Raw genomic sequence first — 24,558 nt, 5'->3', positions numbered from 1 at the left:
GACGGGCTGCACCCGACGGACGACGCATGGTGCGGTCCTGCGCTTGCGGTATCCCTCAATTGGATTTACGGCCCGCATCGTGATGGCGATCCGGTGGCCGTGATTCCGGGCGAGCCGATCCAGCATCCGGGGATGGAGCCGGTCGAGTTCTCGGGGATCATGGGGGCGTTCAAGGAGCCCGACGCAGGTGGTCGCGAAGGGATCGCGACGTGGCTGTTCGGTGGCGAAAATGGGCAGTCGTATCGCGATGTGCCGGACGGGGTCCGGTTTGCCTACGCGGGTCGCGGTGCGGTAGTGGTCGAGACTTATGGTGAGGGAGCCGCCGCGCGGTCGCACACCTATCTCGTGATGAACGAACCCGTGGAGCGCGAAATTCTCGACTCCTACAGTCGGCGTACCGTCGTCGAAACCGGTGAATTGCCGATGTTCGACTTGGGCGGACACTTCGTCGGCATGTTTGATCCGGCTACTGCCAGCTCCCGGCCTGACCAAGTCCACGTATACAAGCGGCACGGATTCGGCGCCGCGGCTCGTGCGGAGGCTGTCGCAGCGGGAGCACGTCCAGGCGATCCGCTGTATCCGATCGATGCGGCCGGGTCACCGTTCCCGCATCAGTCGCGACCGGGACCAATCGCTGGCTGGTCGACACAGGATCGGCCGAATGACCCGTGGCCGGAGCATCGATTCGTCAGGGAGGTGGATTCGGTTGGGACGGCGGCGATTCATGCCTCCGTCGTCCGGATGCTCGGTGAGCGCATCGCGCGCGACGCGATTCTGGTTGGCGATCACGCGATCTACGAATCACTGGGTGCAGGCATGTTGCCCCAGCCCCAGGATTTCCGGGTGTCTGTTCCTGAGGCCGCCTACCGCTACCTGCGCGAGCAGCCGGGGTGGGTGGAAACACGGACGCCGGACGGTCGTGTGGTCGTGCGGCAAGGCGATTGGGAAGTCGGAATCGGGTTGGGCGTCGGCTTTTCGCACGAGGCGTTGCACAGCCGGGCTTGGCGCATGCGGGAACTCATGCCGGACGGGCACGTCAGGAAGGGACTGCGGATCGCGAGCCTGCCGGATGTCTACGCGTGGAAGCAGGGGCAGACCGGTCGGGACCCATGGCTCGCGACCCTGCGGCGGCACCTGCAGGACCCACTGAATCCGCCTTTGCCGCAGCATTTTCTGGCTCGCGAGATCGAGATGGTCAAGTCGATCCTCCCGGCCGATGTGCTCGGTCACCCCGAAGCCGAACGGTTTATCTGGCTGGCGGCCAACGGAATGCACACTGTGTTCACGCTCTACGGCGACCCGGACATCGGGCTGGCGAACCAGATCATCGGGGCTCTCGAGCACGAGGAATTCGGTGTTCCCGCGCTGTATCACAACGGGTTCGACCTGCTGGACGGTCTGCGGGAGCTGGTCCAGGACATGATCAACAACGGCGCCTCGCCGTTGGCGATCCTGACCGCGCTCGCCGCGGACGCGTACAGCGACGCCAAGTACGGCGGCGGCCGGTTCCGCGACAATCGCATCGGGTTCGATGAACTCCTTTCGGCCAGACTGGTTCACACCCACGCCCGCATGCTCGGTATCGACCGTGTGGCCGCGATGCGGCTGTATCAGGCAGTCCGTGGCACAACCTTCACCGAATCGATCGGTGCGCAACCTGGCGCGCGGCATCCGAATGACAGCTCGCGGGCAGTGACGGATGCGGATCTCGGTGGGCTCGGACGCGCTGATGCGGTGTGGAAGGCGCTCGCCTTGGCCGTCGAAGATATCTTCTCCGTGCGGTACTCGGCGGCGCGTGTCGGCGGCCGGGTCGCGGCCGAGCATGGCGTACGGATCCGGACGGTCGAGGAAGGCTTGGCCTTCGTCGACGCGTACGCCAACGCCCGCCCCAGCGACCTGCCTGCCGGTGTGAAGTCGAAGACTGTCCGGGAAGAGTTCGCCGAGCGTGTGCTCGAGAACCTCGGGTTCATGGATCCGGATACCGGACATCAATACTCGCCGAGCTATACCTTGGATGTTCCTGATCTCCGCCGCGAAAATGCGTATGTCGCAGGTGAACTCGGCTACATGCTGCTGCACGGCGAGATCACCGCAGCCAAGGCTGGCCGGATCGCCACGGAACATGGCGAGCGGATGGTCTTCAAGTACGACATGGCCCCCCCGACCGACTTCTTGGGCGCGGCACGTCGAGGGACCGACCCGGACCGGTCGTTGCGGGTAGCGTCCTGGAACATCGCGGGTGGGCGGCCGATGCGGTTGTCGGACAAGAAGTTCGACTACCTGCCGATCGATGCGCTGGGATTCGCACAACAACTGCGGCTGCTCGATGTCGATGTGATCTGCCTACAGGAGGTGGAGATCGCCGCGGACGGCACCTCCATCGCGGACCGGCTGGCCGACCTGCTCGGCTACGACAACGTTTTCGTGAGCCCGATGTGCCCCTCGCACATGGATACGACCAAGACGCTCGGCTTGGCGATCATCAGCAAACTCCCGATCGACGATGGTGTCTCGCACGAACTGCCGTCGCCGGATTTCGAACTTCGCTTCGGACCCAACCTCGTTCGGGCATACCCCCGGATCGTGCAGGTGGCGCGAATCGCCGGTGTGTCGGTGCTCAACGCACATCCGACACCGCTGGGTTCAGAGCACAGCTTCGAGCACGGGCCGGGTGCCGAATTCGCCATCGAGACCGGACAAATGCTGCGTTCGCTGATCCAAGGCCCGTCGGTCCTCGTCGGCGACTTCAACACACCACGGCCCGCCGCCGTGTACGGCGATCTCTTCGAAGGGCTCACGCCCTCGCGCGGGGACATCGTCAGCACAGTGCCGCAGGGCGGATCACAGGATCTGATCTGGGCGACAAGCCATTTCGGCGTTGCGGTCGGTGGAGTCTCCCGCCTCGGCCGTCGTACGGGCTTCTCGAGCGACCACTGGCCGGTGTGGGTGGACCTGTCGGTCACCGACCAGGAAGTGCGAGACGCACTGCAGGCAGCCCGCGACGACGACGCCACTGCTCCTCCATTGGCCGAATCGCTTGCGATGGTGCGTACTGCGCGCCGATGGGAGCTGCCGTCGGAGACCCGTCAACATATTCAGGATCTGGTGGACCATCGTCGCTTGATCGAGACACCGGCCGAGCCGCGGTCCGAGATCGCCGAGCTCAGTAGAGAGCTCGGCATTCCAGACAGCGAATGGCGCAAGAAGTCGCACCTCCACGATCGCCGCCAGGAGGCACGCGCTGCTGGCGATGTCGACGCGCTCGCCAAACTCGACCGCCTGGCCGAGGTGGTGCGCCAAGCGAAGGAAGTGGACAGCTTCGCCATGCAGATCTCCGCTGAGGTGGGGATGATCGCGGCCCGAGACTATCTGGAATCGCTTGGCGCCCGCGTGATTTCCGGGGGCGAGGAGTGGGTGCCCGATCAGTTCGGCCGTCTCGATGTCGTGGGGATTCTCCCAGGCGCCTCACCGCGGCTCATCGTCATCGAAGCCAAATCCAGCCTTGCTCTCCTCCAGGGCGACGTATCCGACATCGACGAGCTCCGCCTGGGCACCAGGACAATCGACGGGATCGATTATCAGCAGGGCACCCGGCGATACCTCGAATGGATGCTCGACAACGACCCCGCCCTGCAGGCAGATCCCGACGTGCAGGCAGCTCGTGCTGCGGGAGCCATCGATTATCTGCTCGTGCACACGCGGGCCCGCTACGACACATTCGCCGTCGTGATGGAGTTCGACATCACGCCCGATCATCCTGATGCGCAGCCGGGCCTTCCGAATAGCCGGCCGTCGGAACCTACAGGGCAGCACACTGATTCGAGCGCTCTAGTGGACGATGCGATTCCGCGCCCGCACCCGGGCGAACCCGCCGCCAGGTGGGCAACCGCGATGCGCACGCACCTCGCGCTTTCCACTGACCAGATGGATGCCCTGATCGAGGCGGGCACCGGCACATGGGAGGCGATCGAAACCGGCGATCGACAGCCGATGGTTCACGAACTGCTGGGGTTGATGCGCGCGGTCCCAGAACTTCGCTCCCTCTATGCCGTTCTCGGCGAGAACCTCGCCCCCGGACTCATGGACCAGGGCAGGCCAGCGTACCGGGAAGGCTACGCGGATGACGGAGAGTTCCTCCGGTACCGCCGTGAACGAGCAGGACTTGCAACTGAGTCCGCCGCCGGCGGCCGCGGTGCGGCTCAGTTGCCTGTCGGCGATGCTGCGGAGCGGCCGCAGGTACGTGACAAGGAACCGGATAGCGTCGAGGAGCGGTCGACGTCCGACGATTCGACGAACGAATCCACGATTCCTCAACCTGAGCCGGGTTCACCTCTATCGGTGTGGGCAGCCGATATTCGCCAGTATCTGGGGGCTGAGCCCGCTGAAATGGATTCGCTCACGGAGGGTGATGCCGGCTCCTGGGCGGCTATCGAAGCGGGCCATAGTGAGCTGACAGTCGAGCTTGCGCTTTCGTTGATGCGAAACGCTCCAGAAGTCCGACAGGTCTATCCCGCATTGGGTGAATCGCTGGTACCCGGCCTCAGGCGTCAGGATGTCCCAGAGTACAGCGAAGGTGCCGACCTTGTCGGCACGTACCTCCGGCGCCGCCGGGTGCTAGCTGGACTGAGCCAGAAGGTCGTCGCGAGTCGCTTGCACCTGGTTCGGCAGGCAATTTCATACATAGAAGCAGGTAAGCGTTCGCCCGAGCCACAACGCCTCGAAGAGATTGGACGGGTCCTCGGAATACCGCAGGGTGAACTCAAGGCCGCGCGGCGGTATCTGGATCTTCGCGCGGCGCAAGGACAGCCGCGGGGTGAAGGGCCGATAGATCCATTGGGTTTCACGCCACGACAGGGTGGCGAGTGGGCGCGGACGAGTCGCGTGGGTACGGGGTGGACGCAGGCCGAACTGGCTCGCCGTATGGGGTACTCCAGGCACCAAGTTGCGATGGTAGAAGCGGGGTTGGCGCCGCTTTCGGTGCAGTTCGTTCTGGCATTGGGCCGAGTTCTGCGGTTGCCGTCCGCGAATGTGTGTGCCTCCATCGAGCGCTTCTGTCCCCGCAATACCCGCGCCGGAGGAGCGGTGGATCCAATGGGGTTCACGTCCGCACAGGGCGGCGAGTGGGCCGGGAGAAGTCGCGCGGGTACGGGGTGGACGCAGGCCGAACTGGCTCGCCGTGTGGGGTATTCCAGACATCGGGTCGTGATGGTTGAAGCGGGGTTGGCGCCGCTTTCGGCGCGGTTTGTACTGGCGTTGGGCCGGGCTCTTGAGCTTCCGACCGTGATTGTCGCGGTTGCGATCGAGCGGTTCTGTCAAAATAGTGGCCGGTTGGCTGAGCGCGAACTGGCAGCCACGCGGACGTTTCTGTATCTCCGCGAGAAGGGGCCTGTGCATCCACTGAGTTTCGCTCCTGGGGATGGGCATGAATGGGTGCAGGTAAGTCGCCTGGGTGCTGGCATGAGGCTGGTCGACCTGGCTGGGGGCATGGGATACACCAGCAACCAGGTCGCGAGGGTCGAGGCTGGGGACTCACAACTTTCGGAACGGTTTGTTCGGGAGATGGGCCGGGCTCTTAGGCTCTCGGATGCCATTGTGTCTGCGGCAATCTCACATTTCTGCTCAAGCGCAGGCAATCTCGGCAGAGGCCGCTCAAAGCGGGCGTTCGAGGCGGGGCGGCGAAAGATTGTCACCGCGTACATCGAGGGGCCGACCAGTACTGAGCCCAGCGACACAGTACGGGGCGATCCGGGGGATGGGAGCGGTTCGGGCGGGTCGACGTCATCCAAGGGTGGTGCAACGGACGATATTCCGCCGATCGGCCGGTTGCTGGACGTCACTGAAGAGTTGGCTGACGATCACGACCTGACTGTCCAACTGCGTTGGCTAGAGCGGCAATACGGTCCCTTCCGGTTAGCCGGGGTTATCGCCGAGTACACCTTCGATCGATCGGCCGGTGCGCCGGCGCGGCCCGCTATCGATGTCGAGGCCGCTGTGGTTGACGATGCTGTGCGGCAGGTCGGCCGGATGATGGGGACGTTCCGGCGGGACGATTCCGGCAACGTCGTGTTCGAGGATGTCTGGATACACCTGGATGAAGACGCGCAGGGGCGTGGATTCTCTCGGGCGATCCTTGCCGCAGCGGAGTCCTTGTTCCCGCGCGCAGGGGTGCAGCGGATGAGGGTCATCGCCGATCACGATGGTACAGGGGTGTGGGCGAGGCTCGGATTCGCCTGGGATCCGGAGTATTTGGCGGATTCTGTCGGTGCGGTGATCGCGGGAATCGTGGAGGTTGACCAGTTCGCTACGCCTGCGGATCGGGAACAGTTGGCGCAACTGCGTGCCAGGTTTGCGGGTTCGCCGGATCAGTATCCGTCGCCGCGGGAGGTTGTGACGCTGCGCGGCGAGGACACTCGCCTCGGTGCGCGGATCATGGAACACGTTCGTTGGTGGGGGGTACGGGAATTCGATGTCATCGAAGCGGTGAGCGACCATGTGGAACAGCAGCCCGGTGGTGAGTTGGTCGGTCCGCATGTGCTCTCGACTGAGACCTATGACGCATGGCTCGAGGGTTTGCGGGCACGGGGCGTGGACACCGACCGGATGCTCGCTGATCTGACGACCGTGTGGGATTTCCTTCGGCATGACCCGAAGTGGGCACTGGATCCCGGTTGCGATGCAGTCGTGGTGCTCGGTAGCCAATGGGACAACATCGCGGCGGCCACTGCCGCGAATCTGTTGCAAGAGAAGGGATTACACGTCCCGGTCGTGTTCTCTGGCTATCGAGGGGAGGCGAGGGCGTTCCGGATGGAAGCGCAGCGGTTGGGTTTGCGGTCCCCGCTGGTGATTCAGGAGCCGTCGGCCGAGAACACCCAGGGGAATGCGCTGGAGTCGGCGAAAATGCTGGAGCGGGAAGGGATCGAGGTCGGGTCGGTGCTTGTGTTCGGCGCGCCCTTCCATCTGCGGCGGATACGGGCGACGTTCATGCGACAGTGGCCCGGCATTCGCCATGTCAGCGTGGTCGCTCCGAACGTTACGGTGGAGAACTACATCCGATTCGGTTTCCGGACCGACCCCGAACAGATCCCGGCCCCGGACGCTGTGGTTGCTGTGATCGTTTCCGAAGTGACCGGCCTATACGAATTGCCGGGTAAGGGTGTCGTGGTCGACCAGCCGATACCGGTGGAGGTTGCCGAGGCGTATCACAACTTGGCCGACACGTTCTCCTTGCGCGCCAGGAAGCTGTCGCTGGAGGAACAGGTGCGCGCCGCATTCGCGCAGGGCGAGCCGACCGTCGAGACGCTGAAGAAGGAGAGGCGGAACCAGCCGAGGGCCGCCGTCATAGTTCAAAAACTCACCTGGGACACAGCCGATTTCGCGTTCAAGGTGATCCGTAAGACCGTTGGTTCCGTCGTTCAGGCGAAGGCGGAGCTGCTGTTCTCACGGTTCGCGGCGCGTCTGTTCGACAGAGAAGATAATCCGATACCCGAGGTATTCGTCGGCGAGATCGGTGAAGGGGACACCCATGGTGTCACCGTCTATGTGGCCTTCGTCGAGGGTGTGACCGGACGAGAGCTGCCCGCTGTGTTCGGTGACATGCGCCGACTCGGTGACGACGCATGCTGGCCGTATTCAGACACCCTTGCGGGGCGCCGGATCGGGTTCCTGGATATGGCGCTGGGCCATCACGGTCGGGAGCGGGACGACTGGATGGCCGATCCGTCGCGTTCGGGAATCAGCAGTCCTTACGGCATCGACCACTCCAACGCCTTCCGCGGCGACCTCGAGCACGATCCGTTGCCCAATGATTACTTCGCCCGCCGGGCGCGCAGGATGATCGCACTGTTCGGCATGGCGTGGTTCGAGGCGGCGGGGGTGGACCTCGCCAAGGCGCGGCGGGTCGCGCAGGAAATGCAACCAGAGTTCGAAGGTTTGTCGGTTCCGGAATGGCACCGGCAGACGGGGGTTCGGCTCGACGCGATCGAGGAGCTGGCTGTCGACCGTGGCCGAATGGTGGCCGAGCTGCACGTGAGGGTGGGTGTCCAGCGTGATCTGGTGGAGCAGCGGCTGATGGATGTGTTGCGGGCGCGCGGCGCGTCGGCGGCGTTGGACGCAGCGCTGCGTCCGCTCGAATCGGCCGGGATTCTGCAGGAGCTAGACCTCATGCCCGACAGCGAGGCGATGCTCGAGCGTGTGCTCGCTCAACCATCCGAAGCGGTCAAGGCGCTGCGCCGCGCTGGTGCGAATTACGAACGCAGACAGGCACTTCTGAAGGCACTGGTCGACCATCGACGGATCGAACGGCAGCGTCGAGAGGCCATGGATTACCTTTCGTGGCACATCAGAAGGCTGGTCGACGAACAGGCTGACTTTGCGGAGAAGGCGCGCCGGGCCGGCATGTCGGAAGCGCCGACAGAGATTCCAGAATCAATGACCGCGGATGCGCGCCAATCCGATCCGTTGTGCGGGCTGCTGCTAGGAATCGTGGCCAACGCCTATCACGCCGACGAGGTCGTGAAGATCCGGGTGAACACGCTCGAAAGGACACCCGCCGCCGTCCTGGGGTGGTGGGCGCGCGCGGAGCTCGACCAGATCGGTGTCGGGGTCGTTGCTCTTCATACTGTGGCGGATCGCCTGCTGGGTGCGCGAGCCCACCAGTCCTACCGCGACGTCGACGAGAAGACGCGCTGGGAGAACCGAGGCCGCAGTGCGCTTCTCGTCAAGACTTGGGACACCGCCGAGCGCACAATTTCCCATGGTGCCTTCGTGTTCAACCACAACGGCTCGTTGCAGATGATCGATCTGGCGTCAGGATACTTCGGAGGATGGGATCCGGCGGTCGGGATCCCCGATGTCGACCCGAGTGCGGTGCACGCGTTCTGGCTGTCGGCCGGCGAACCCGATCACCCGCTGCTCGCGAGGAGTACGAACAAGGCCGCGTCCAAGTACGAGTTCCCGACTTCGCGGCAGAGGATTCCGCATCCCGACGAAATCGGCGAGCTGCCGCCGGATGGTGAGAACAGTGAAGCCGCTTCCCGCTCCGCGACACCGGCGGATTCGAAGGAGACAACACAAGCCGTCGAACCGGTCGCGAAAGTGCTTCGTGAGTACCCGGCGTTCCGCAAGGTGTGGGTCGGTGGCGCCCTGTCGGCGTTGGGCTCTGGAATTCAGCTGACCGCGCCGCCGATTATCGCTGTGCAACAAGGTTCGACCGAGCTCGCGGGTGCGATGTATTTCATGGCGCTGGCGCCGACCGCCTTCGAGCCTTTCGTCGGCGCGCTTGCCGATCAGCGGAGTCGCTGGCGGATTATGCAGGTCAGCGAGGCGGCGAATGCCGTCGTGATGGTCACCGCCGGCGGGTTGGTTTGGATGGACGCGCCCGGCCTGGAGTACGCGTTGGCCGCCGGTGTCCTTGCCAGCGGAACCGCGGGCGTGTTCTTCCGCAGCGCCCTGCGGGGCAGCGTGATTGATCTGATGCCCCCGTTGCCGCGGCAAACGGGCAGTCGATTGATCGAGAACACAACATCCATCAGGAGTGTTGGTGGCCGATTCGTCGGACCGATCCTTCTGGAGGCCAGGGCGCTGCCGTACTTTGCCACAGCTCTATTGAGCGCGGGCAACCTGGTGGGCTTGTCCAGGATTCGCGGTGACTTCGCACCCGCGAGCAATGAGGGGCGGCAGGATTTCCGCGCGGTACTGGAAGGCATTGGCAAAGGGACTCGGCTGATCAAGGCCGACGACCTGCTCCGGCACGTTACTGTCGGCACGGCGGCGACCACCGCCGCGTTCTACGCGCTCTCACTGCGGGGCTTCAAGGTCATGGTCGACTCCGACGTGCCCGGATGGCAGATCAGCGCGGCGCTCGGCGCACAGGCGATGGGCGGGATTGCCGCGGGCTTCGCGCCAGGCTCCCTATACGCCCGGATCGGTCTGGAACGACTGTATCCAGGGGCGCTCGTGGCGTTCACGGGACTGGCTGCGGCTCAAGCGGCATCCGATGGCCCGTTTGCGCTGGGTGCCACTGGTGCTGGCATTGCGGCGGTCGGCACAATTCTCAACGCGAGTTTGGCGAGTCACAGGGCCCGGGTGTTCCCGTCGACTCTGTTCAGTAGCGCGACCAGCGCTCAGCTCGTGCCGAGTAATGTCGGTGCCTTGCTCGGCGCCCTCGGCAGCGGGTTCTTGCTGGCCGAATACGGTGCGGAGTCAACGGGATGGATGGCGGCCGGCACCATCGGCGCCTTCGCCGCCACGACCATGTTGCGGACCACATTGAAGCCGTTCGGCCCAGCGCGCCGACTGGAACTCGAACCATCCGCCGAATTGGCGAGCGATGGTGCACACATGTTGGTGCGATACCTCGATGATATGGGGGTCTATCGGTATCTCGTGGTTCGAGCCGAGGATGAGCCCGGTGTGTGGCAACCTCCCGCAATCAGCTCGGAAACGGTCGACACCGCGCAGCGAAACCTGGCACCAGCGCTTGCGGCGGACCTCGGCGTCGATCCGGACCATCTGCGCCACTTGATCGTCACCGGACGTGATGCTCAGGGAGTTTCGACGTCCGCACCGCGCGGCACGGTGACGGCGGAGGTACCGGATCGGTTCGACCCGGCCGTGGGAGTACGCGGAGCCTTGGCTGGACGGTGGGTTGATCGGAACACCTTGCACGCCATGGGGATCGGTGGCGAACTGCATCCCGAGGTGAGCAGGCGGATCGGCAGCATGCTGGAGCTGTTCGAAATGCCGGAGGTGTTCGCGCGGTTCCCGGCGCACTACCGTGCGATCGGCGGCAATTACGCCGAGACGTTGGCCTGGGTTCGTGCGCACTTGCCGACCAATCCTGAGTGGCGTGGGGTCCCCGTGCCGGCGGTTGCCGCACTTTATGCCGCTACTCGCTCGGACTTCGTTTCGGGCCACCGCGAAGCGTTGCGAGCAAGCCACACGCAACTGCTCCTGGACCGATACGACGCCATCATGCGCGCGGCGGTTTTCGCGCTGCGATCGATGTCTCCGGCCGGCGGCCAGGTGCCAGCGGTCTTCGCCGATGCCGATGCCGACGTTTCTCTGGTTTCCGAATGGCATCGTGGGCCGTACGACCAGATGTTGCCGGAGCCACTCGCCGAGACGCTCGCTCGCACCTCGCCGACGAGGGAAGACGATCTGGACACCTGGCGAATTCGTCTAGGCAATCGAATTGCGGATGACCAGCACTCTCCTCCGTATGTTCTGCATTTCGGGGGCACAACGTCCGGGGATGCCAGGCAACTCCACATTGTCGTGGCTGATCACGTGAGCCCGGACGCACCGGGATTGCCCGGACTATTGACGGTCAAGCAGGTCATGGCTGACGTTCGGCCGGATATCGTGGTCGTGCTGGAGGATCCGACCCACGCCGAGCCGAGCGCTATTGCACGGACACCCCTGCGACGCATTGCGGCGCTCGATTACGCCTGCTATTTGGCGCGCCGAAGCGATACCCCAATCAGGAACGCGGCGCTGCCGCTGGCGGAGCTGGTAGATCGGATCTGGAACTTCGGCTTCACTCAGGATGACGTGGTGGCATTGGATCTGGTGCTACGCGTGCCGGTGTGGGCGCGGGATCGACAACTGACCGCCGCGGAATTCGACAACCTCGTTGCGGAGCATCTGGAGCGGATATACGCGGATCACTTGTCCGACACGGCCCCTGGTGACCGTATGGGTGTCGCCGGATTCCGGGCGTGGTGCGTTGAGCACGTTGACGTATCAGGTCGGACGGTCGCGACCCTCACCAGTGGAGATTTGGTTCCCCGCGCGGACGCGACCGATTATTTCGGTCAGCTGCTCTACCGCCGAGAGATCTTGGTCCTGGAACGGACTGTCGAGGTCCTCAACCGGGCCATCCGCTTCGGCTCTGTACTCCTGGTGTCGACCGAATCGCAGCTGGCGGGGCTGCGCGAGGTCTTCGAGGACGGCTTCCGTCACCATGATTCGAGGAAGCTGTTCGATGCGGTGGAGTCCAGTGAACCCGACATCGTGCGGGTACTGGAGTTGCCTCGGCTCGCGACATCCGCACTGCTGGATCCCGGCCTGCGGCAGTCATCGGACCCGTGGCAGGTTCGCGAATCGCCTGCACCGCCGTATACCGCGATCTATCGGGATGTGTTCGGGGAACACGAGAAACGTGTCCACTATTTCGCGACCGACAGGCAATACGGCAGGTCCGTCCGCCGTGCCATCGAGCAGCTACTCGATGAGATCGGTCCGCAATGTGTCGTCGTTGGTCTGCCGATGACGGCTCAGATCACCGAGTCGGCCACCGTGGACAGCGCGACCCGCGGCGTCGTTGCGGGAGACTACGCATCGATCGGCGCCATCGCACGCGGCATCGCCTGGGCAAGTGGGGAACCGGCAACCGCTGATATCGCCGAATTGGCGGCGCACGCGTCCAAGGACGAGGTGGCTCGGCATGTCCTGCATCAGATTCCGCGATGGAACAGGGACGTGCGGCTATCGGACGTCGAATTCCACTGGTATGTCGAGCAGTACCTGGACAAGGTCTATCGGGAGAATCTGTCGGGCGTGCCGAGCCGAGAGCGGTTGACGGCGTTCGAATTCGCGGGCTGGTGCGCCAAACATGTTGATGTGCCACAAGAATCGATCCGGCATCTCACCGAGGGAGAGCTCGAGCGACTGACTGCCGTGCCGGACTGGCTGGGCGTCTTGATCGAGGATCATGACCGGCTGCGGGACCGGGCGCTGCTGTCAGCTGTCGAGACGGCTCTGGCCGAGCATGACGTCGTCGTGATCGTCGGCGATGCGGCGAGTCACGGTCGACAACATCCCGTCTTCGAAAGTGTCTTCGGACATTGGGGTTATGACAGGCCCATCGAAACCGGCGGCCACGAACTAGGAGTCCGGTGGCTCGAGCGCTACGGCCCGAAGATCGACAGGCACGATCAGCCTGCTCCGAACTCGGCCAAGTCGGAGGGGTCCCGTTCGGCTGTGCAGATCCTCGACGGTGGCATCGCGCATGACCGGACGCTCGACGAGCGTCGGTTGAGGGTTTCGTTGGCGTTGTTCGCGGTGGCGATCGAGCAATCGAATGCGCGTGAGGGTGCTGTTGCGGTTCGGTTCGAAATGGATCGGGGGCGGCTGGACGCCGACAATTGGGGACCGACGCGGGATCGGCTGGAGAGTGGAGGATTCGACCATCCGGATGCCGGGGTATTGCTGGAGTTGATGCGTCGGCATGATGAGCTCGATGCCGAGCTGACATGGTTGATGTCGATCGAGGCCGATCGTTGGAATGCGGTGCGAGAGGTCGATTTCTGTGCGCGGCAGCTGCGGAAGCGAATGGAGGAGGCGAACCTTCCCGACCCGGATTCGATGTCGCAGAGGGATTTGCGCGCCCTGTTGCGAACGCATGCGTTTGAGCCGGGTTTGAAGTTGCTGGCGCGGCGGGATCGGTTTGCGGGTGAGGTGGGGGAGTTGGATGTGCGTTTGGGTGCGGCGTTGGCGGGGCGTCAGCGGGTGCCGGTTCCGGTGGATCCGGTGGAGTGGGAGAGTTTTTGTTCGCCGTTGGCTCGGTTGGCGGTGGCGGGGTTGACGGGGGATCGGTCGGTGTTGTTGATGTTGCGTGATGTCAGCGGTTTTGGCACGCCGAGTTTCGAGACGCAGGCTGGGTTTGGGCGTCGTTATGACTCGTTCGGTGGTCGTGCGGAGTTGGAGGCGTATGTAGAAGGCCTGCCGGATCGGGCGACGGTGGTGGCGTCGTTTGAGGCGGGTGTGCGTGAGGTGGATGGTTCGGGGACGCGGCATGTGGTGGTGTTGCATAACAATCGTGGTGCTGTGATGGAGTTGGTTTTGAATGGTGCGGTGGCGCCGGATCAGCGGGTGGTGGTGGGCCGGATTGATGCTGTGGAGATCACCACCAATGCTGCCAAGCGACCGACTCAGCGTCGCTGGGTGCGGGTCGGCCGGAATTCGGCGGGATCTGCCACGGCGCCACGGTTGAAGGAGTCGACGCGGGTCAAGTTGCTCGAGGCGGGTGCGTCTCGGCAGTACCTGCTGGCTGAGCGTGAAGCCGCGGAGCAGTTGCGCAATGAACTCGCCGAAGGCCTTGTGCCGGAACCGAAGACGAGTTTGAGCGAGCGTGAGCTGGTCGCGACGCTACAGGGGTTGCGGGTTCGGTATCCGGCACTCACCGCCGTGGTTGATTTGCTGGGTGAGGCGGCGAAGTTCTTCATCTTGGTGGACAACAAGATTCGTGACCTCGAACAGCGGGCACTGACGGCGTCGGGGCAGCCCGGTCCGCTCTGGACCGATCGAGGCACGAAGCCCGACCCCGCCAACCGCGGTGAATCCAATGCCACCCAGCCCGAAGCGGCGCTGACTTTCGTGCCGATGTCGGACCTGGTCAGAGAGAATCCAGCGTTCCGCAAGCTGTGGATCGGCAGTGCGCTGACAGGGATGGGCACTGGAATACAAGTGACGGCGCCGACGTTCATCGCCCTGCACCAAGGATCACCTGAACTTGCCGGTGTCGTTGCCTTCTTGGGAGTGGTTCCTGAGATTCTTGTCCCGCCGTTCGCCGGGGCATTCTCCGATCGGCACAGTCGTTGGCGGATCATGCAGGTCAGCGAGTGGGTGAAACTCGGAGCGGCGATCAGCGTCGGTGGTTTGGTCTGGAGTCATGTGCCTGGTCTGGGTTGGGTGCTGGGCGCGGGAGCCCTTGTCGGGGGGACTGCGATGGTGTTCTACGACAGCGCGGATCGTGGCAGCGTCATCGACCTGGTGCCCGTGGCGTCCAGGCCGACGGCGACTCGTTTGATCAACTCGACAGTGGCGATCAGGAGTGTCAGTGGCCGATCCGCCGGGCCTGTGCTGCTGGGAATCAACCAGTCGTTGCCGTATGCGGCGAACGGTTTGTCAATCGTAGGGAATCTGGTGAGTTTGCACCGGGTTCGTGACGACTTCGCCGCGGCGCGCGGAAATGGTGCGCGGACTGCACGCGGACCACTGAGCCGCATCGCGGCGGGTTGGCGGGTCGTGAAACGTGATGACTTCCAGAGTCATCTGGCTCTTGCATCGCTCGCTACGAGTTTCGCCTTTTCGGAGCTGACCTTTTGCACATTCAACACGGTGACCGCTGCCGGGCTGTCGGGTGTGGAAGTGGGCGTGATCCTCGGTTCCCAAACAGCGGGTGGGTTCGTAGGTGCGTTCGCGCCGGGATCCGTGCTCGGGCGAGTTGGAATCGCACCGCTGTACACGGGGGCACTTGTCGCATGGACGGGAATTGCCGCCATCCAGGCGATGACAGAGAATCCGCCTGCTCTCGCTGCGACCGGCTTCGTGATGACGGCTTTGGGCGCGGGTGTGAATGTGGGTGTGGAAGCATATCAGCACCGGTCGATTCCTGCGCCGCTCTACAGTTCGGCGACCAGCTTCAATAGGATGGGACAGGCTTTTGGCGTAGCACTCGGCTATTACACCGCCGGGGCGATAGTGAACGAACTCGGTGTGGGGCCAGCGAGATGGGCGTCGGTCGCCCTCTTGGGTACAGTCGGCACCGCGACATTGCTGCGGACCGTTTTCAAGCCGTTCGCTCCGCCGAGCACCGAGGGCGCGTATGTGCTGCTGCGGTACCTCGATGATCTAGGTGTCTATCGGTATCTGGTCGCGCGGGTCGAGGACGACGGTTGGCAACTTCCGGCCCTCACATCGAAGGCGGCCGATACAACAGGACATGAGCTGGTGGCGCCGCTGGCGGAGGATCTCGGTATCGGTGCGGAACACGTGCGCGACATGATCGTCGCCGGACGTGATCATGCCGGCGATTCGGGCGAGTCGGCCACAGTGACCCTGACGGCTGAGGTGCCGGACAGGTTCTCCCTCGCAGACGAGGACGGAGCGCTGGCCGGACGGTGGGTCGATCGGAACACCCTGCACGCCATGGCCGCCGGGGGCGAACTTCCCCCCGAAGTCGCTGAGCGAATCGATGGCGCCCTGGAGCTGTTCGAAGCGCCGCAAGTGTATGCACGGTTCCCAGCGGACTTCCGTGCGATCGGCGGAGAATACGCCGAGCTGCTGGCCTGGGTACGGCAGCAGGAGTGGCCATCCGACTGGCACGCCGTCCCGGTGGAAGGACGTGCCGCGGTTCGCGCCGTCACTCGCGCGAGCTTTGTGGCAGGGATGCGCGCGGACGATCGGTCCGAACATCGGCCACTGCGATACCGGTACGAGAACATCGTGCGGGCAGCGGAGTTCGCATTGCGATCGGTGCCGAAGAGCGAGGACATCGTGCCGTCGTTCTTCGTTGATGCCGACGCCGATGTTTCGGCGATCGAGGATCAGCGCGGGCGGTCGAACGGTTCGATACATCGCGAGTCGGCCGCCGACATGTTGGCACGGATTTCGCCCCCCGGGGATGCTGCATTGGACCCCAGGAGAATCCGGCCGGCAGCCGCCGTGACACCGGAACAGGGCGAGCTGCCATATGCCCTTCATATGCGGAAGGGACGGAAGGATGTATACGTCGTCGCCACCACCAGCGCCGACAATGATCCGCCCGGTCGTCCGACGCTGTTGACCATCAAGGAGGTGATGGACGAGGTCCGGCCGGATGTCGTTGTCGTGCTGGGCAAAGCGGTTCGCTTCAAGCGCAGCGACATCGCGCGGACGCCGCTGCGGCAGATCGACTCGCTTGATTTCGCGTCGTATCTCGCGCGCAGTAATGACATTCCGGTGATGGACGCATATTTGCCGATGGCGGAGCTGCGGCGGGAAATCAGAAGGTTCGGTTTCACCGAGCATGATGTGGTGGCGTTGGATGTCCTGCGGCAGGTGCCCGAGTGGACACGAAACGGGCAGGTGACCGACGAGGAGTTGAACGATCTCGTCACCCAGCATTTGGAGCGCGTGTACTCGCGTGAGTTGCCGGATACCGCAGCCGGTGATCGACTGGATGTGAACGGTTTCCGAGCATGGTGTGCCGATCATGTCGATGAGCCCGGCCATACGGCGTCGACGATCACCGGCGACGATCTGGTGCCGAAGGCGAACGCGGCCGACTATCTAGGTCAGCTGCTCTTCCGTAGTCAGACGCTGGAATTGGAACGAGTCGTCGAGCAACTCGACCTCGCCGTGAGCTTCGACGCGGTGCTGATCGTGGGCGGCGCGGATCGGTTGGGTCAGCTGCGAGGGGTGCTCGACGCTGCCTTCGGTCGCGCCGAACCGAGCACGCCGTCCAGCATCGCGCCGATGAGTGAGGCGGAAACGGTTCGGGAGTTGGCGCTACCTCGGCTCGAGGCCTCGGCATTGCTGGACCCCGGATTGCGACGTCGATGGGACCCGTGGCAGTTCTGGGAAGCACCACAACCTCCTTATGTGGTTTGCTACCGCGACGAATTCGGGGAGCGTGCAAAACGCGTCTACTACTTGGCGACCGGCGCCCAGCAGGGTCGGTCTGTCCTCGGTGCTGTCGAGCGAACACTCGACGAGATCGGCCCGCACCATCTGGTCGTCGGACTGCCGTTGGCGGCTCGTGGCGCGGATCCCGCTGTGGCGGACAAGTTCTCGCACCGCGTCACCGCGGGGGACTACGCGACCTATTGCGCGACGCTGCGGGGCGTTGGGTGGGAAGGCGGCGACCCGACGACCGAGGAGCTCGCGGCGGCGCTGGTGGGCCACGCGACCAAGGATGAGGTGGCATGGCATGTGCTGCACCAGGTTCCACGGTGGACCAGGGACGCGTCGCTGTCGGATTTCGAGTTCCAGTGGTATGTCGGGCAATACCTGGACAAGATCTATCGCGAGAATCTGACTGCCGTACCCAGCCGGGAGAGGCTGACGGCATTCGACTTCGTGAGCTGGTGCGCTGGGCACGTCGACGTGACGCGGCGACCGATACAGGACATGACGGAAAATGACCTCGAGGAGCTGCCCGCGCCCGTAGATCGACTGGGATCGTTGATCGAACACCAGGATCTGCTTCGTGACCAGACGCTGCTGTCACGTGTCGGGGCAGCTCTGGCCGACCATGACGTCGTGCTGGTAGTCGGTGATTTCGCGGGCCATGGAAGACAGCACGCGGCGTTCGAAGGTGTCTTCGGACAGTGGGAATACGACAAGGCGACCAGCACTGGTGCCAGTGATCTGCAGGCTGGGTGGCGCCAACGGTATGGCGCCGAGATCGTTGTCCGTTCTACGAGCGAGTCTTCGCCTCCGGCTAGGTCGATCGGACAGCTCGCCGCTGGTGACCGTGCTGTCGCCGAAAGCAGGTTGGATGTCTCGCTACGGTTGTATGGGGTGGCGATCGAGCAGAACAATGCGCTGTTGGGCGCGATGGCTGTCGCGTTCGAAATGGATGAGACACGGTTGGACTCCGGCAATTGGGAACAGGTGCGGGATCGGCTGGAGGGTGGCCAGATCGACCATCCGGACGCGGGCGCCTTGCTGGAGTTGATGCGCCGTCATGATGAGCTCGATGCCGAGCTGACATGGTTGATGTCGATCGAGGCCGATCGTTGGAATGCGGTGCGCGAGCAGGATTTCTCGGCACGTGCGCTCCGCCAGTGGATGGCGGCGTCGAACCATCCGGACCCGGATTCCCTGTCCCCGCAAAGACTGCGGATGCTGTTGTCGGGCGACGCGAATCGTGCGGGGGCCGAGTTGCTGGCGCGGCGGGATCGGTTTGCGGGTGAGGTGGCGGAGTTGGATGTGCGTTTGGGTGCGGCGTTGGCGGGGCGTCAGCGGGTGCCGGTTCCGGTGGATCCGGTGGAGTGGGAGAGTTTTTGTTCGCCGTTGGCTCGGTTGGCGGTGGCGGGGTTGACGGGGGATCGGTCGGTGTTGTTGATGTTGCGTGATGTCAGCGGTTTTGGCACGCCGAGTTTCGAGACGCAGGCTGGGTTTGGGCGTCGTTATGACTCGTTCGGTGGTCGTGCGGAGTTGGAGGCGTATGTGGCGGGGTTGCCGGATCGGGCGACGGTGGTGGCGTCGTTTGAGGCGGGTGTGCGTGAGGTGGATGGTTCGGGGACGCGGCATGTGGTGGTGTTGCATAACAATCGTGGTGCTGTGATGGAGTTGGTTTTGAATGGTGCGGTGGCGCCGGATCGTTGGGTGGTGGTGGGCCGGATCGATGCTGTGGAGATCACCGCGAATGCCGGCGCGGGGTTGCGACGTGGTCGTTTGCGGCGCGGGTTGAAGGAGTCGACGCGGGTCAAGTTGCTCGAGGCGGGCGCATCTCGGCAGCTGCTGCTGGCCGAGCGTGACGCGGCCGAGCAGTTGCGCAATGAACTCGCCGAAGGCCTTGTGCCGGACCCGAAGACAGATTTGAGCGCGCCCAAGCTGGCTGCGACCTTGACGGGGTTGCGCGCCCAGTATCCGGCGCTGAGCGCGTCTATCGAGCTGCTGAAGGAGGCTGCCGAGTATTTCGTGTTCGTGGACGAGAAGATTCGAGATTTCGAGCACAGCGCGGCAACAGCGTTGGGCCGGCCTGGGCCATTGTGGATCGAACGAGGCACCAACCACGACCCCGCGGAATCGCAAGAGCCACAAGAGGTGCGGGAACAGGTCGAAGAGGACGGCAAGCGTTCGCAACAGGATGAGCAGTCGCCTCTTCCAGGCCCAGGTGATCGAAAGGTTTGGCCGATCGTAGGGCCGCGATCTGCACCGACTACGGCGGCGAGTGGCCTGTATCCCGGCGACGTGCGGGTCTGGCCAGTTGCGGGGCGGGGGGAACAATCGTCACCGCCGTCGCCGGCGGCGGTGAACGATGGAGCCGGAGGTGGGAAGGAGCCGCCGATTCCATCCAGACCGGCGGAGGGTGAGCCGGAAGAGCAGGATGATGGTTCGCCAGAGGGTCGGCAAGATGTGGAAAGCGTTTCGCAGCAACCAGATTCGCTGGACGATGTGCCTTTGCCGGCGGAACGCGAACTCGCGGACTTGCGTGCGAGTCGAGCTGAAATGGCCGATCACCGTGATCATCTGAGACAGCGACTGGATGCGGCGGCGGCGCGGCTCGGCTGGACACTGAAGCGGAAACGGCACCTACCCGACCCGTTCGGGCGAGAGATGCTGGCGGACACACTGAACAGGCTGCGGGCCGCCCACCCCTCACCGCCACACGCACCAACGGTGAGGGCCCTGAGCACTGTGGATTCGGCCGAGAATCTGGACTGGTCGCTCTGGCCGGATGATCCAGACCTCATGAGTGTTCTGCGGGCGGAGCACCAACAGCTGCAAGCGGCGGGCATGGGTCCCGCGATCGACCAACTCGAGCTCCTGGCTTTGCAGGTCATCGAGGCCGAGGACAGTATCAAGGAGGTTGACGCCAAGCTTGCGCGATTGCGTCGCGCGCGCTTGCGGCAGGAGGAGTACGACAGATTGGTCGTGGAGCGTCGCCAGCTAGCTGAACTCCGAGACGAATGGGAACTGCGGCGAGACGGACTTGTCACGTATCTCGGGCCGCATGAGCTGTCCGGTGATGCCTTCGACCAGCGAGTAGCCAACCTGTACCGACAGGCGCAAACCGAGATCGTAGTGGTCCGAGGTGGACCGGAGGAGACCATACGTGTTGTTCGCCGACGAGTTTCGGCGGCCAAGTTGGCGGCCCGCCACAACGCGTTGAAGATGCTGGTCGAGAGCGTCGAGAAGGGCGATCGGTTCGACGCCGACATCCAGGAACTCGACGTCCGCATCAACGAACTCGAACAGCTCGGGGTGGACCGCGACCAAGCGCACACTGGCCGAGACATCGCGGAGTTGGAACGGATGCGGCTGGATTACGACGACTATGTCGACACGGTCTACTATCTGCATACCGCGCTCGCTGACACCGCGAGTGAATTGGGTATTCGGCCTGCGGACCTCGGCCCTACGCCGGCGCAACTCGAGGCGACGCTGGAGCATCACCGCGGGCGCGCGACACAGCGCGGCGATACAGGCCGACTGGGTCGGTTGGACGGCTTGGATGACCTGGCTCGCCGTGCCCTCGATCTCGAAAATGTGATCGACCGGTTGCGAGATGAGATGGCGGGCCTGGAAGGATCTTGGAGGCGCCTGGTCGTCTTCCTGGGCGGGCGAATGGTCACCGGTCGGGTAGCTGTCTTCGATAGTTACCCGACGCGCATCGTGGTATTCGGCCCGCGCGCGGAGCTGGGACTTGTACGTGGCGAAGTGGTTTATCCGAGCGCAGGTCACGATCGGGCGCTTGCGGACGCGATATACCGGGATGCAGGTGTGGCGCAGGCGATGACGCGGCAGCCGCAGATCGAATTCAGGCAGGTTGGTGTTGACAACGTCGGCCAGTTGCGATGGACGACTCTGAACCCGCCCCGTATCGAGCGCGTCGTTGCGGGGTGGCAGGGCGGTGATGTGGGTATGGAGCTGGTGCGCTGGCAGGACGGTGTGGGCACATGGAATTCGGTCCGCCCCAGCCGTCCGGATTGGAAATTCAAAACCAAACGTGATTGGGGCGATCCGCCTTTCGAGGATGAGGAAGGAGACCCCTGGTGGTCGGGGTTTGCCGACTTCGTCAATGACATATCCCTGGTGTTTTCCGTGCCGTGGGTAGACTCTGCTCGGGACCGGATATGGCCGGATGCTCTGAACTGGATGCTGCCGCCGAATGTCCCGGACGGGATGATTCCGAAGAACACGTTGCAATTCAATATGATGGCCGCACCGACCACCTATTTCCATGAAGGTGTTCCGGATAGCATGCTCTACGAGCTGCCAGGTGGTGCGCGGGTGTATTACGTGACGCGTCTGATTCGAATGCTGCTGGAGGCGATCAAGACGCCGCGAAATATGAGGAGAATCCAGAATCGCCCGACGATTGCTGACTGGCTCGATCGGCGCCCGGGGCTCATGAAATGGCCACCTTTTGCCACTGTATGGTCTGATTTCCCGTGGCGTCGCCCGCCCGACCCCGACGTGCAGCCGTTGGCGCGACGCTGGGAGGTCGCCAAACATGTGCCGGAAGATCAACTGGAGGTTGTTCCGGAACCACTTCAGCGTCAGTGGGATCTCGATGTTGCACGATGGCAAGAGGTGCAGGACTGGGCCGACGTCGAGTACGAGCGGATGCGCAACGACCCGGAGCTGGCAGATAAGTTGGTGGAAGGCCTGCGCCGCTATCGCGAGAAGATGCAGCACCTGGCAGCGCGGAATATGGTCAAGTTGGTTGCCAAGGAGCTGATCGACGACGAACGGATCGACAGGATTCCGGGTCCCGTTCCGCCGCGTCCTGAGCGCATCGGCCTGTTCGCGCGGCACATGCAGGACCAATTCGTAGAGAACAACGTTTCCGAAATCGTGGACATAGTTCTGAAGATTCGAGATGCGTTACTGGACGGGCAAACCCCGGTTCCCCTCGCTGACGAAGACATCGACCGCATCGCTCATGGCATCGCAGACCAGATGCGTAGCGGTGCGGCCGTCGCCGATGATGCGCCGCCGCCACCGCATTTCAAGCGGGAACAGATGCAGCAGCTCATCGACCACTTGATGTTCGACGAGCACCTCGTCGCTGATTATCTCGATCCGAACGGGCGGTTGACGCGCAAGCGGCTCGATCACGTCGCCCACGTCGTTGAGGCGATCGGCCGTATCGTCGACGGCAATTTGCTGAAGCAGGACATCGTATTTCTGGACGGTCACCTCGCTGAATCCAAGTACCTGCGCGACCACAAGGACGATGCGAGGACATGGCACGCGGCGCATACACATGCCATCGTGCTCGGCTTCGACTGGGACGCCGACCGGCCACCGCTGTCGGGCCGGTTCAAGGATGTGCCCTACGCGCCGCCGGCACTGCCGAAACCTGAGCCGCTACTGCCGCTCGAACGGTACGAACGCGATCTGGAATCGGCGCGACAGCATTTGCTCGACTGCGCGAATGCGGTGATCGAGCTCGCCGGATCGCTCTCGATCGATCCCGATGTGAGGTTCGAGCGTGATACTCCGATCGCCGCAGACGAGCCGCAGCAACAAGACACCGACCTGGTGCGAGTATTGGATGCCTTCGGTGCCGCTGCCGACGCTGTGCTGCGGCTCGAACAGGTCGTCGAAGAATACGAGTTGAACGGCGCGATGCGACGCTCGCTTCGCGACCTTCCCGCGATCGAGCCTGTCGCACAAGCAGATTCGGACGCACCGGAACAGCGCGAAGATATGTTGAATCGGTTGGCCGCGGCGAGTGCGGCTGCGGTGCGTGAGCGGGATGAGGCGAGAGCTGCCGGTGATCCGGACCGGATCGCGCGGATCGAGGCGCGTGTTGAGCGGCTCGACGAGGCGATGGCAATCGCACTGTGGGGCGATGGACCAGTGCCCGCCAGAGCGGTTCCAGCCGCGGAACAGGCTTTCGAACCGCTTGCGGGATCTCCTGATATCGCTCCGAGTCCCTGGCGCCAAGGGGTATTGGATCGGCTGGCGGCTGCGATTGCGGCGGCAGTGCGTGAGCGGGATGACGCGGGGGATGCGGAGCGGATTGCCAAGGCCGAGGCGCAGGTCGAGCGCCTCGATGAGGCGATGGCGGTCGCCCTGGAACGGCGTGAACGTATGTTGGATCGGTTGGCCGCGGCGAATGCGGCTGCGGTGCGTGAGCGGGATGAGGCCAGAGCCGCCGGTGATCCGGAGTGGATTGCGCGGACCGAGGCGCGTGTTGAGCGACTCGACGAGGCGATGGCGATCGCACTGGAGCGCGACGCGGCCGCCGCCCCACAGTTCCACGACGTGGGCGCGCAGTCTCTGGAGGAGGCGCTGGAGAGAGAGTTGGCGCAGGCGCAGGATCGGTTGGATCGAGCGGACGAGGCGCGCCGGACTGCCGAGGATTACGCCGACGCGGAGGCCGCGATAAGTCGCATCGAAGGTGAGCTGGCAGATGCTGAGGCCCTTGCCGAAGCGTTTACCGTCCAGGGTGATGAAACCGCCTCACACACCGGCGATGTCGGCGAGGCCCTGTCGACACAGCCGAACCTGGATGCACAGGAATTGCGCGATCTGCGGGCATTGCAGGAGGTCCTGGAACGCGAATTGGCGTACGCCCTGGATCGGTTGGATCGAGCCGAAGAGGCGCGCAGGGCTGCGGAGGACTACTCCGACGCCGAAGCCGCCGTGGCTCGGATCGAGGAAGAACTCGCTCGCGCCCAAGCAGAGCGCACAGATGTGGCTCCGGCCGCCACGGAACCCGAACCCGCGACGGAAACGTCGATGACTGGCGGCAAGATCGGGGCCGACCGCGATCCCGCCGGCGACCGGCCCGGAGATCGCGCTGCGCACGCAGGTTTGGACTCAGAGCGGGATCATGGCCCCTCCGATGCGCACCTGGCTGATCGCAACGATCGCCCCGGCAACGACGCCGACGCGTCACGGTGGCCGCGAGTGCCTATCCCGGCTGGGCCATCGATTCCGCCGGCGCCGCCTGTGCCTCCGGGACCCCCGATCCCGCCGGGGCCGCCGGCGTTGCTGCCGATCCTGCCGATCCCGCCAGGTCCACAGATACCGCCAGGTCCGGAGATCCCCCCAGGTCCGGAGGTCCCGCCAGGTCCACCCGTGCCGCCGACAGACGCCGCGATCTAG

1 protein-coding gene (cut by a window edge) is annotated in these 24,558 nt (G+C 64.1%); it reads left to right on the top strand.

Annotated features, from left to right (window positions below):
- On the top strand, window positions 1-24,558 hold the 3' portion of the coding sequence (locus tag ACIG5A_RS07290) for an MFS transporter (RefSeq protein ID WP_397238713.1). 18,672 nt of this gene lie to the left of the window's left edge; only the last 24,558 of its 43,230 coding nucleotides appear in the window; its start codon lies off the left edge, out of view; its stop codon occupies window positions 24,556-24,558.

It is taken from the genome of Nocardia sp. NPDC052566 (assembly GCF_044547285.1).
Lineage (GTDB): Bacteria > Actinomycetota > Actinomycetes > Mycobacteriales > Mycobacteriaceae > Nocardia.
This window is presented reverse-complemented; position numbering and strand designations above follow the sequence as displayed.